Below are 12,382 nucleotides of genomic sequence, written 5' to 3' on the forward strand. Positions count from 1 at the left end.
GCTGTGAAAAAGTGATGGCGCCCTGTAGATCGCGTGTACACATAAAAAAGCCCCCGCGAGGGGGCTTCGCTTGGTCTCTGCGCTAAAGCAAATCGAGCTCGGCGAAAGACGTTACGCAGTCGCTTCTTCTTTATAGAACGCGTAGTCGGTGTAACCCACTTCGGTACCGCCAAAGAAGGTCGGACGGTCATACGCGTTCAGCGGCAGGTTGTGGCGCAGGCGCTCCGGCAAGTCCGGGTTGGCGATGAAGTGGCGACCGAAGGCCACCAGGTCGGCGTCGCCCGCCTGAAGGATGGCCTCGGCGGATTTGCCGTCAAAGCCACCGGCAGCAATGATCACGCCTTTGTAGTGTTTGCGCATCAGTTGGGCTGCGACCGGCGCCGGGTCGGCATTCTCGTCCTCGATGTTGCCCAGGATGCGCGGCTCGATCAGGTGCAGGTAAGCCAGGTTCAGCGGCGCCAGTTGTTGCGCGACGTAGGTGAACAGGCCTTCTGGATCGCTGTCGCCCATGTCACCCCAAGTGCCGCTCGGGCCGACACGTACTGCCACCCGGTCACTGCCCCACACCGAAATCAGCGCGTTGGTCACTTCCAGCAGAAAGCGTGCGCGGTTTTCGAACGAGCCGCCGTAAATGTCAGTGCGCTTGTTGCTGTTGTCCTGCAGGAACTGGTCGATCAAATAACCGTTGGCACCATGCAGTTCCACGCCGTCAAAACCGGCTTTCACGCCACGTTCGGCAGCAGTGCGGAAGCTTTCCACCAGGCCTGAGATGTCTTCGATGGTCAGGGCACGGTTCGGGGTATTGGGTACCCAACCTTCGGTGGTGTAAGCAACGCCGCCATGCAGGACTTCCGATGGGCCGACGGGGATGCTGCCTGCAGGCTGCACGTCGACATTGGATTGGCGACCGGCATGATAAAGCTGCAGAAAGATCTTGCCGCCTTTAGCGTGCACGGAGTCAGTGACGTGTTTCCAGCCCACAATCTGGCTGTCGTCGAACAGGCCAGGTGCGCCGAGATAGCCGTTGCCGTTTGGCGCGGCAATTGTGGCTTCACCGATCAGCAAACCGCCCTCGGAAGTGCGCTGGGCGTAGTACTCGGCCATCAGGGCGCCAGGACGAGCGCCCTCTTCGGCACGCATGCGGGTCAGCGGTGCCAATACAATGCGGTGGGCGAAGGTGAACCGCCCGACTTTAACTGGGGAATGAAGTTTGGACATGGTTGCCTCGATTGAAGTGTATGTGTAGAACCATTGGATATTCGCCCGGGTCGATAGCCATGTGGGCTTTCGGGGGGCGGGGCGCTTGGCATCAGTAAAGGTGATTTTCCGGAGTGAATAAATGGGCCGCGTTTCCCATCACTTCGGACTTTTTGGCTGTAATGCTGGCAATCATGGAGATCGAACTGTCGATGTCCGGATAACGGCGCCCGCACTCATGCGAGCGCCGCGAGGTGCTCACTGGGCGTAGAGTGCCAATAGCTGAGCATTGAACTCAGTGACAAAGGCGTGTTCATCCGCCCCCGCATTAGCGCGCAATGGCTTGGCCCGCTCGACCAGAATTTCCACCGCGTCCGTGCCCAGCACCGCTATCGTCTCGGCAATAAACTCATCCAATGGCATCGCCAATTCCGCTTCGGAGCTATCCATCAGCTCAGTACGTACCCATGGCGGCGCGATTTCCAGCACCTTGACCGAGGTATCGCGCAGCATGAAGCGCTGAGACAGTGCATAAGAGTGCAGCGCGGCCTTGGTGGCGCTGTACACCGCCGTCAGCGCCATGGGCACGAAACCGAGTACTGAAGAGGTGTACGCCACATAGGCGTCATCGGCCTTCTTGAGGTGCTCGATCAGCGCCGAAGTCATGCGGATGGGGCCCATCAGATTGGTGGTAATGGTCGACGCCAGCAATTCGTCATCCACTTGGCCGGCCGCGGTGTCCGGCAACATGATCCCGGCGTTATTGATCAGCACATTGAGCTGCGGGAATTCGTTGATCAACTGTTTCGCGACCGCGGTAATACTGGCTGGATCGGTGATATCCAATTCGACCGCGTGCATGCCCGGGTTGGCCGCAACGACGGCTTCCAGATGGCCCTTGCGCCGACCTGAGATAATTACCTGGTTTCCCAGTTTGTGCAGTGCTTCGGCCAGCCCACGGCCGATGCCAGAGCCGCCGCCGGTAATGAAGATGGTGTTTTGAGTGAGTTTCATGGGTGAGTCCTCTGAGATTACAGAAATGCAAAGCGTGAACAATGGAGGGAAAATATCGGTTACTTGGCGGCGCGAATGATCAGGTCGGCGACAACCGTAGGTTTGGAAATCATTGAGCAATGGCCCGCATTGACATGGTCGCTGACGGCGCCAATCTTCTTCACCATCAGCTCTTGAAGTGCCGGTGCTATGGCGTTATCAAGGGTCGCCACCAGATACCAGCTGGGCTTGTCCTGCCAGGCGGCTTGAGTGAGTGGTGCGGTGAGTGCCGCTACAGCGGTCGGACGCTGGTTTTCAAACAGCTGACGCTTCTCCTGCGCACTCAAATCCTGAGCAAAGCCTTCATGGACACCCTCGTAAGTGAGGCTCGACGAACCCGCCTGATCTATGCGGATCTCGGCACTCATCAGCGACGGCTCGGCCAATGCGGTCAGCCCCAAAGCTGATTCGCCAATGTCAGGGGTAAAGGCGTTGATATAGACGAGGCCCGCCACCTTGGCGTGAACACCTGCCTCGCTGATGACCGCACCGCCATAGGAATGGCCCACCAGCAACACCGGTCCTGGAGCGGCGGCGATGGCCTGGGACACGACGTCCGCATCTGCTGCCAGCGACGTCAGCGGCAGGTTGACCGTGGTCGTACTCAGGCCGGCGGCTTCGATCAAGGCGCGCGATTTGTTCCAGCTGGTGCTGTCGGCCCAGGCACCGTGTACAAGAATGACGTGTTCGATAGTGCTCATGCCTTCTCCTGATTTCGGGTAGACGGGCGGGTTGCCCGTGCTGTGAATTCAGGGTCTATGCTAGGCGCGAGCTAAGAAGCAGATGGGTCGAAATACCGACGTTTCGGGACATCTCACTGGTTGCAGCATTGGCATACTCTGCAGAGAGTGCAGCCAGCATTAAGGCAACTTTCTGCACAGTGGTCACTCTTGGTTTGAATGATCATCTACAGGTGGCTTTATCCCTTGTCGATTGGGCCATCAGTTCAGGTTCATGAAGGTTACCGGCACCCATGAATAGCCTGTGTCTTCCTTGCGCAGGCGCCCAAAGCCAGGGAACGGCATATGAGCACCACCGACCAGGGTTTTGCCCTCTGCCAACTTCACGAAAAGGTCTTCGCGGGTCTTGATTGCGGTCGGTCCGTCAGCGTCGAACGCGATACCCACTTCGGGATGTGGCATTTGCACAGAGACGACGTGGGCAACGTCGCCCCAGATCAGCAGCGATTGGCCCTTGGACGAAACCCTGTAGCCCACATGCCCAGGCGTATGCCCCGGGATGGCAACGGGAGTAATGCCCGACACGATTTCATCCATGCCCTGCAATGGCTTCCATTTCCCAGCCGCCAGATAAGGCGCAGCAGCAGCCTGGGCAATCTGGAAGAATATTTTTGCGCCCTCCGGCGCTTTTTCCGCAATGTCCTTCGACAGCCAGAAGTCACTCTCGGTCTTCATCATGGAAATCTGTGCCTTCGAGAACACGCGCTGGCCTTTGGCGTCGTAGATTCCGCCAATGTGGTCGGCGTGCATATGGGTCAGCAACACCAGGTCGATTTGTGCGGGTTTGTAGCCAGCAGCCTTCAGGTTGTCAGTGAGCTTGCCAAGTGACGGCCCTCCCCAATGGCCTCCGGTGCCCGTGTCGATGAGGATGAGTTTTGAACCCGTATTAATGAGATAGCCCGTTACCGAACCGGACACCTTTTGCGGATCATCGAAAAACGATCGCAGCAGCAGCGACTGGATGAGAGCCGGGTCGCCGCTGAGTAGCGATGAATCAATACTGATGCCGCCATCGAAGAGTGCGGTGACCTCGAAATCGCCCATCATCATGCGATAGAAGCCCGGGACTTGCTTGTGTTGCATAGGCGCTGCGGCCTGAACCGGCTCGACTGCGAAAAGTCCTGCGCCGATAGCCAGCGTTACTGCAAAGGCGGCGCGAGAAGCTAGCGTGGAGAGTTTCATTCCCATTCCTTTTCGTTGGTAGAGGAGCACTGCAAAGGGACTAAGCCAACCGGCAACTCCCACTAGCGACCTACGGTACTGGCTGTTGATCTTAGTTCAGCATTCGAGAGGTCGTATTAAAAACGCGGCCAACGCCAACGCCTCGCTCCCTATTACTTCCCTTTCCAATTTCCCCGCCCGCCTCTACTCTGCCTGAACCCTTTCCCAGCACCGAGCACACCTCAAATGATGGACAGCCTCAGCGGCATCACGGCCTTCATTCAAGTCGCCGAAACCCGCAGCTTTACCGAAGCTGGTCGCTTGCTGGAGATCTCCTCCTCCGCCGTCGGCAAGAGCGTGGCGCGCATGGAAGAACGCCTGGGGGTGCGGCTGTTCCATCGCAGCACCCGCAGTGTCACCCTGACCACCGAAGGCGAGCTGTTCCTGGACCGCTGCAAACGCATCCTCAGCGAAGTGGAAGCGGCAGAAATGGAATTGCTGGAACTGTCCGCCACCCCGCGCGGCAAGGTACGCATCAGCGTGCCGATCCAGAACGTGTTGATCATGCCGGTACTGGCCGGGTTCATGCGTGCCTACCCGGACATCGAGCTGGACGTGGACATGTCCGACCGCATGGTGGACGTGATCGAGGAAGGGTTCGACGCGGTGATCCGCACGGGCGCGCCGCAGGATTCGCGGCTGATGGCGCGCAAGCTGGGGGGTTATCAATTGCAATTGGTGGCATCGCCAGCGTATCTGGAGCGCCATGGCGATCCGACACACCCGGACGATTTGATCCGCCACGTGTGCCTGCTGCACAAGTTTCCGGCCACCGGGATGATCGAGCGTTGGCCGCTGCGCGTCGACGATACGCACATCGAGCCGAACCTGACGCGAGCATTGACCTGCACCACGATGGACCCGCTGACGTACCTGGCGATCGATGGGGTGGGGATTGCCTGCCTACCGGATTTTTCAATCCGTCAGCCGTTGGCCGATGGCAGGCTGAAAGTGGTGTTGGCGGACTACACCGACCACACTGGCAACCTGTGGATGCTCTGGCCTGCGTCGAAGCAGACCGCACCAAGGTTGCGAGTGTTGATCGATTTTTTCAAAGACAACATCTTGAAGGTTTGAATCAGCGTTGCAGTGCCTCGGCAATCGGCGCTTTGCCGAGACCGAAACTGAGCATCACCGCCAAACCGAGCACACCAATGGCGGCGCCCAGCCACAACGCTGAAGACACGCCCGCGTGATCAACCATCAAGCCGCCAAACAGCGAACCCGAAGCAATCGCCACCTGAAACGTGGTCACCAACATGGCGGAACTGGCTTCCGGCAATTGCGGCGACGTCAGTTGCATCCAACTGCTCACGCCCAGCGGAATTGCGCCGTAGGCAACACCCCACACCAGCACCGCCAACGTCACGCCCCAACCCTGCAACCCGGGCAAGGCCAATTGCGCGATCACCATCAGCAGCACCACGGCGCCCAGCGACGCACGCAAGTGCGTGGTGATGCTACCGGCCATGGCGAAGTTCGCCAACATGCCGACCAGGCCAAAGCCCAACAGAATCGAAGTGATCGCACTCGGCGAGAAACCCGCGTCATGCCCAAGGAACGGCGCAATGTAGGTGTACGCCGTGAAATGCGCCGCCACCACCGTACCGAGCAACAGCATGCTGCGGCGGGCATTGCTGCGTGACACAAATGCCACGAGCGCGCGCCACTTCAAGCCTTCACTGGAAGGCAATGACGGCAAGGTCAACGCTTGCGCAATCAGCGCCAGCAGCGCGAGCCCTGCGGTCACGGCAAACGACATCCGCCACGAAAACAGCGTGCTGACAAACGTACCAAACGGCACACCGAACACCGTCGCCAAGGTAATCCCGGCAAAGATCAGTGCCGTCGCTTTCGCCGCTTTTGACTCGCTGACCAACCGCCCGGCCGCCGCAATCGCCACCGCCCAGAAACCACCCAGCGCCACCCCCAACAAGCCGCGCCCCAACAACATGATCGGCAATGACGGCGCCAACGCCGAGACGACGTTGGACGCCACCAGCAACAGGGTTAGCAGCAGCAACAAATGTCGCCGGTTCATTCGCCCCGCGCCCAGCATGATCGCCGGCGCCGACACTGCCGCTACCATGCCCGGCACAGTCACCATTAACCCGGCCATACCATCGGTGATGCCCAGGCTATTGGCAATTTGCGGCAGGACGCCGACAGGCAGGTATTCGGTGGTGACAAAGGCAAAAGCGCCCAGGGCCACCGCGTACACCGACAGCCAGTCGCGCCAGGAGGACGGCTCAGCTGGCGCGAGCGCAGCGGTGGCCGGTGATGCAGACAGATCGTTCATGGCAAAGCTCCACAGTAATGAGTGGCGCCATGCTAGGTATCTGATCACTGCGGAAAAACAGTGCGCAGCTCCGATCACTGCGGATCAATCGTTCCGCAATCGAACAGGCGTGCCGCCATTAGCGCCTTTCCTGTCCGCAGTGTTCGGCCCTTTGGCCGGTTTTTCCGCAGGGCTGCGCTCCCTAGACTTCACCTCGTCAGCCAAACCCTACGAGGACATTCCCATGACAACTGCACACTCCCCTATTCGCGTCGGCATCATCGGCGTTGGCAACTGGGCTCGCCACGGCCACCTGCGCGTGCTTAATCTGCTGCCGCAATATCACCTGCAAGCGGTGTACAGCGAACGCCGTGAACGCGCCGAAGCCGCGGCCAGCGAGTACGCCATCAGCCAGGTCGCCGACTCTGTCGACGCGTTAGTCAATAACCCTGAAGTCGATCTGGTCGTGGTGCTCAACACCGCCCCGCAACACGAAAAAACCGTGCGTGCCGCCATCGCTGCCGGCAAAGACGTCTACTGCGAATGGCCGTTGACCACCACCACCGCAGACTCCGAACAATTGCTGCACCTGGCCAAAGACGCCGGCGTGCGTCACATCGTCGGCCTGCAACGCCGCCACGCGCCGCACAACCGCTACCTGCAAGACCTGCTGCAACAAGGCTACGTCGGCAAGGTGCGGTCCGTGCGGATGCACGTCAGCATGAATTACTTCCAGGCCTTGCGCCCCAACGCCCTGCGCTGGACCGCCCCCGAGGAAAACTTCTCCAGCGTCATTGCCATCTACGCTGGACACTTCCTCGACATGCTCTTCACCGCCACCGGCTGGCCAGTGAGCGTCTCGGGGCTGATGGTCAACCAGTTCCCGAAAGTGACCATCAAGGAAACCGGCGAAGTGCTGGACAGCACCGCCCCCGACCAGCTCGTGCTCAGCGGCATGCTCGAAGACGGCGCCGTCATTTCGATCCACATCGAAGGCGGCAAACGCAACGGCTCGGGTGTGCAGATCGACATCACCGGCGACCAGGGGGATCTGAAAATCACCAACCGTTCGGCGTTTGGCGATGTCGGCGACGACTATGTCGTCGAGGGCGCGCATGGCGATAACCTGACGCTGGAAGTGTTGCCCGTGCCTGAGAATTATCAGCGCCTGCCGGCCTCGTCATTGCCGTCAGCCGTGCTTGAACTGGCAGAGCTCTATCACGTGTATGCGCAGGATGTTGCCGAAGGCACCCATGCGGCGGCGACGTTCAACGATGCATTGCGCCTGCATCAGTTGCTGGATGCGGCAAAGAGCGGGACTCAAACTCCCCTGAAACGGATCGTGTGACGACTCATGCTTGTGAAATCCCTCGATATTGAACTATCGAGTATGAAACCTCGTTGGCGCAGCCGGGGCGGACACATGCCCGCCCCGAAGCGCCATTTAATCTCAGAGGCCATAATTGGATCGTCGCAGCCCGCCCTTTTACTCAATTGAATCCGGGAAACGTGCGCCGAACATCGGTAGGCCGCTGGCAGAACTGACTGTGGTCGCCTCGTCCTGGAGCACGTCCCAGTGTTCGACCAGAATGCCATTTTCGAGACGCACAATGTCTACTGCGATGAGCGCAGTCGGACTACCGTTTCCAGAGAAACGGCCATGAACCATCACTTTGTCATCCTCTGCCATTATGACGCTGGGTTCATACATCAGTGTATTGGGCAGACTTTTGATCAAGTCAAATAAACCCTGCCGTCCTTGAGGGATAAGCGCACTGTGCTGAATATAGTCCGCTGACCAATAGTCCTCGGCTGCATCGTAGTCACGTTGATTGAATAAAGCATCGAAAGCTTTAAGTACGATAGATTTGTTTTTTTCTTCAATATTCATAGTTGCTCCTGATTGTATGTTGAGCTTAGGGAAATAGAACGCAGGCCATGCGAGTCCTAATGGACAGTTAAAACGACAGGGTTGGCCTCTAGAGCGCTTTCAAATTCCGTCAAGTCCGGTTGTGAAAGAGCGAACAAAGGACAACGCATCAGAGTTCCGCACGCTGTAGGCAATACATCCTAGTCCTGAGGATTTAACCGTATAAGCCGAAAAACCGACATTTCATGCCAAACCGTTCACTCTGACCGAGGACTTTCTATACACAAGTCGTCGTTGTTAAGCATGAGGAGCAACGGTAGATCTGAGTCCACGGCAGGCGCTTAGCCGCCTTTCATAGCTTACGAGTATTGGTTAAAGGCTTCCTCGTGATCGTGCGCGTGTACGAAACGACAAAGGCGTTGTTCAAAAACGCCTGAAATCTCGATGATTTGCAGAAACAAAAACGGGGGAGGTCATACTGCGACATTTCCGCGTTCATAGCCCGCTATCGGACGACCTTTGCTGCCAGCCAAGGGTCGATTTTTCAGGACTTCGCGACAAGCAGGAAATCGGCCATAAGCAGCCATTCGCGAAGGGCAGCTATGGGTCGAAAGCGGTCAGTCGCGACCATCCGCTTCTGGCCGAAAGCTGTCGTTCGTGAGTGGCAGCTATCGGTCAGAAGCGATCCTTCGGGAGTTCAGTAGGCCCTACTTCGAAAGCCCGGTAACGCCGCCATTGACCTCACACAAAATTCTATCGAGCTCAGGCCTTGTCCACTTCTCCCAAGGAAATACGTTGCGGTCATCGCCGCTGTGCCAATACTCGCCTGCATCAAATGCCTGGTAGATAGAGAATGCCGGCTGGGGCATATCCGCGTGCAGGGACAAATCGACGATATCCCTGATGACAATATTCATCACCTCATCACAGTAATGAAAATCGCGGGCGCCCGTAATAAACAGTCTTGCTACTGAGATCGCCAATTGATTCAGAAGATCGCGACTGTCGATCTGCAGGTGCTCACACATAACACTTAATTCGGTATTTGGGTTTTTTTGAATGATCCCCAGTACGTAATCAAGGTTGGCATCACTAAGACCTGTGGCCATGGGATCAAAGTACCCGTGAATTCAGTTTTGCGATGGACTCAAGGAAAGCATGTCAGAAAACACATTGCCGGAGTTACTGCTGAACGTCCGCTTTGGTTCGAAAGCAGCTTCGGCCAAAAGCGGTCTCTTACGTTCAAAGCAAACGTTCAATCGCAAGAAATCGAAACCCTCTGCTTAATAAGATTTTGCGGCAATATTCGGAAAACGTACACTTTGGCCCTTCGGCTACCAACTCCCATAAGGGATGCCGTACTTCTCGATGTAACGCTTCGACTTTTCACTGACCGGATAAGCATAACGCCCTTCGTTCTTTCCTTGGCTCGGCCCCAGTGGCTCGATCTCGGCCTGCCCTCGCGCGACTTTAACCGGGTGATTACAAGAGTCTCTTACCCAAACCTGCACGACACCACCGGGTGCTAGACCTAAGTAGACCGATGCCATAGACCTGGCCTCTTGATCAGGGGCTCGTAGACAACGCTGGTTGACGGATTGCACCATCAACTGCCTGGCCTGCTCTGGAATATCTACCCAGGCTTGCCACGTTTTCTGTTCGACGATCGATTGCCAGCGAACCCATATCCGAACGGGCAAATCTGCCCCCACTACCCTCCTGCCACTGCCCCCTACTCCTCCAGTCCAACCCCGGGCTGACTCTGTCCCGTCCTCAGGCTCTCCCCCCGCAGCGGTGCCGCCGCCAACCTTTAAGAAAATCTTGCCATTAATGTCTTGCACAGAGCTGTTCTCTACCCAGACTTTCATATAGTCCGGTTCAGTGAACGCCAGCTCCCACCATTCAGATTTCGGGTCATTTTTCGCTGAAAGCGAATCAGCAGATTGGCAGCCCGTAATGAAAATCGCGCCTAGCAGATAAATAATTTTCTTCATTAATGTACGGCTCACCAACTCCCGTAAGGGATACCGTACTGGTCGATATAACGCTTGGCTTTTTCACTCACTGGATAAGCGTAGCGACCACCGTTTTTCCCCTGCTCGGGACCTAGCGGTTCAATTTCACCCTGAGCTCTAGCCACCTTGACTGGACGGTGGCACGAGTCTCTGACCCAAGCTTGAAGTATTCCTCCCGGCGCTAGACCTACATAAAGCGTTGCCTTGTACCGCGCGTCTCTTTCGGGTGTTTTCGGGCAGCGCTGATGTGTTGACTTCACCATCAGTTGCCTCGCTTCTTCCGGAATCTCTATGAATCCTTTATAGGTTTTCTGCTCGGATATGGACTGCCACCGCACAAAGATCAGTTTCGGAAGCTGAGCGCCGGTTACTGACTTCCCGGACCCGCTAACAGGCCCCCAACCACGGGCAGACTCCGTGCCATCTTCCGGCTCACCTCCAGCCGCTGAGCTTCCGCCCGCTCTGAAAAACACTCTGTTGTTGATATCAAGAACTGAGCTGTCTTCTACCCAAACTTTCATATAGTCCGGCTCAATGAATCCCATTTCCCACCATGGGGATTTGGGATCATTTTTCGCTGAAAGTGGGTCGGCGGTCTGACACCCACCAATCAACAACGCGCACAGCACGGATACTACGTTCCTAAAAAAGGAAATCGGATTACCAACTCCCATACGGAATCCCGAATTTTGCGATATAGCGTTTAGATTTTTCACTGATGGGGTATGCGTAACGCCCTTCGGTTTTCCCCTGACTCGGCCCCAGCGGTTCGACCTCGGCTTTTGCCTTGGCCACTTCGATTGGATGGTGGCAGGAATCTCTGACCCACACTTGCACAACGCCCCCGGGAGCCAAGCCAAGATAGACCGAAGATATATAGGTGGCTGTTTGATCTGGCGTTTTCTCGCAACGCTGGTTAATTGAAGTAAGCATCAGTTGCCTGGCTTTTTCCGGTATATCAATCCAGGCGCGGTAGGTTTGAGGTTCTACGATAGATTGCCAGCGAACGTAGATTCGCTTCGGGAGATCGGCGCCAACCACTGGTCTCGCAGAGGCGCCCACACCATCCCAACCTCGGGCGGAATCGGTTCCATCCTCTGGTTGCCCACCTGATGCAGATCCACTGCCTGTGCGCAGAAACGTTTTTCCCTTGATGTCCTCGACTGCCGTGTCTTCAACCCAGACTTTCATGTAATCAGGTTCGACAAAGCCGAGTTCCCACCATGGGGATTTAGGGTCGTTGTTGGCGGACTGCGCATCATTTGACTGGCAACCAGCAATGAACAGAGCGCACAAAACAATCAATCGGGACATCAGCTACTTACCAGCTCCCGTACGGGACGCCGTACTTGTCGATATACCGCTTGGCCTTTTCACTGCCAGGGTAGGCATACCGCCCTTGATTCTTACCCTGACTCGGCCCCAAAGGTTCGATTTCAGCTTGAGCTCTAGCCACTTTGACCGGATGGTGACACGAGTCACGAACCCATACTTGTACGACCCCACCAGGAGCCAAGCCCAAATAAATCGACGCGATAAAACTAGCCGTCTGATTCGGGGTTTCTGCACAGCGCTGATTCACTGATGTATACATCAACTTCCTCGCCTCTTCGGGTATGTCCACCCAGACTTTGTAAGTTTGCGGCTCTACGATGGATTGCCAACGGACAAAGATTCGTTTCGGCAGATCCGCACCTACCACTGCTTTTGCGGAGCTACCCAAGCCATGCCAGCCACGTGCAGATTCAGTACCGTCTTCCGGCTCTCCTCCCGACGCAGTTCCTCCGCCAGTACGCGAGAACAACTGGCCTTTGACGTCTTCTACGGCACTGTCCTCAACCCAGACTTTCATGTAACGAGGTTCTGTAAAGGCGAGCTCCCACCATGGAGATTTCGGATCGTTCTTTGCTGATAGAGGATCAGCATGACAACCCGCTACAGACGTCAGACAAAGTAGAGCCAAAAGAACTTTCATCACAAGAGCGTCCAATCAGGTACGTGGGGATGT

At 56.7% G+C, this 12,382-nt stretch carries 13 protein-coding genes; 2 read left to right on the top strand and 11 right to left on the bottom strand.

What is annotated here, in order from left to right; genetic code table 11:
- Nucleotides 1–111 precede the first annotated feature (111 nt).
- From KFS80_RS22180 to KFS80_RS22195, 4 genes are all read right to left on the bottom strand, one after another.
- The gene (locus KFS80_RS22180) at nt 112–1,218 is read right to left on the bottom strand and encodes an alkene reductase (protein WP_212545922.1); all 1,107 of its coding nucleotides are present in this window, start codon (nt 1,216–1,218) and stop codon (nt 112–114) included.
- A 237-nt stretch (nt 1,219–1,455) separates the two neighbouring features.
- A complete protein-coding gene (locus KFS80_RS22185; RefSeq protein ID WP_062378588.1) occupies nt 1,456–2,211 on the bottom strand; it encodes an SDR family oxidoreductase in 756 nt (251 codons plus the stop codon).
- Nucleotides 2,212–2,270: 59 nt separating this feature from the next.
- Nucleotides 2,271–2,951: an alpha/beta hydrolase gene (locus tag KFS80_RS22190; protein ID WP_212545923.1), complete on the bottom strand. Its 681-nt coding sequence runs from the start codon at nt 2,949–2,951 to the stop codon at nt 2,271–2,273.
- A gap of 240 nt (nt 2,952–3,191) precedes the next feature.
- Nucleotides 3,192–4,172, bottom strand: a complete 981-nt coding sequence (locus KFS80_RS22195; protein WP_212545924.1) for an MBL fold metallo-hydrolase — start codon at nt 4,170–4,172, stop codon at nt 3,192–3,194.
- Nucleotides 4,173–4,400: 228 nt separating this feature from the next.
- Between KFS80_RS22195 and KFS80_RS22200 the strand changes: the two genes are divergently transcribed.
- The gene (locus tag KFS80_RS22200; protein ID WP_064118371.1) at nt 4,401–5,288 is read left to right on the top strand and encodes a LysR family transcriptional regulator; all 888 of its coding nucleotides are present in this window, start codon (nt 4,401–4,403) and stop codon (nt 5,286–5,288) included.
- 1 nt (nt 5,289) lies between these two features.
- Here the strand turns inward: KFS80_RS22200 and KFS80_RS22205 are convergent, their stop codons facing one another.
- A complete protein-coding gene (locus KFS80_RS22205; RefSeq protein ID WP_246541975.1) occupies nt 5,290–6,510 on the bottom strand; it encodes an MFS transporter in 1,221 nt (406 codons plus the stop codon).
- Nucleotides 6,511–6,733: 223 nt separating this feature from the next.
- Between KFS80_RS22205 and KFS80_RS22210 the strand changes: the two genes are divergently transcribed.
- Complete coding sequence (locus tag KFS80_RS22210) at nt 6,734–7,837, top strand: Gfo/Idh/MocA family protein (RefSeq protein WP_192379754.1); 1,104 nt, start codon at nt 6,734–6,736, stop codon at nt 7,835–7,837.
- Between the two features lie 138 nt (nt 7,838–7,975).
- On the opposite strand, the gene KFS80_RS22215 is transcribed toward KFS80_RS22210, so the two are convergent.
- From KFS80_RS22215 to KFS80_RS22240, 6 genes are all read right to left on the bottom strand, one after another.
- Nucleotides 7,976–8,380 carry a nuclear transport factor 2 family protein gene (locus KFS80_RS22215; protein ID WP_212545925.1) on the bottom strand — a complete coding sequence of 135 codons (405 nt, stop codon included), beginning with the start codon at nt 8,378–8,380 and terminating at the stop codon, nt 7,976–7,978.
- Nucleotides 8,381–9,066: 686 nt separating this feature from the next.
- Nucleotides 9,067–9,468, bottom strand: a complete 402-nt coding sequence (locus KFS80_RS22220; RefSeq protein ID WP_212545926.1) for a hypothetical protein — start codon at nt 9,466–9,468, stop codon at nt 9,067–9,069.
- Between the two features lie 225 nt (nt 9,469–9,693).
- Nucleotides 9,694–10,353: a DUF2931 family protein gene (locus tag KFS80_RS22225; protein WP_212545927.1), complete on the bottom strand. Its 660-nt coding sequence runs from the start codon at nt 10,351–10,353 to the stop codon at nt 9,694–9,696.
- A gap of 11 nt (nt 10,354–10,364) precedes the next feature.
- Complete coding sequence (locus tag KFS80_RS22230; protein ID WP_212545928.1) at nt 10,365–11,048, bottom strand: DUF2931 family protein; 684 nt, start codon at nt 11,046–11,048, stop codon at nt 10,365–10,367.
- On the bottom strand, nt 11,035–11,688 hold the full coding sequence (locus KFS80_RS22235) for a DUF2931 family protein (RefSeq protein WP_212545929.1): 654 nt from the start codon (nt 11,686–11,688) through the stop codon (nt 11,035–11,037). Before KFS80_RS22235 ends, KFS80_RS22230 begins: the two co-directional genes overlap by 14 nt.
- A 7-nt stretch (nt 11,689–11,695) precedes the next feature.
- On the bottom strand, nt 11,696–12,349 hold the full coding sequence (locus KFS80_RS22240) for a DUF2931 family protein (RefSeq protein WP_212545930.1): 654 nt from the start codon (nt 12,347–12,349) through the stop codon (nt 11,696–11,698).
- Nucleotides 12,350–12,382: the final 33 nt, after the last annotated feature.

Source organism: Pseudomonas rustica (assembly GCF_018336155.1).
Classification (GTDB): Bacteria; Pseudomonadota; Gammaproteobacteria; order Pseudomonadales; family Pseudomonadaceae; genus Aquipseudomonas; species Aquipseudomonas rustica.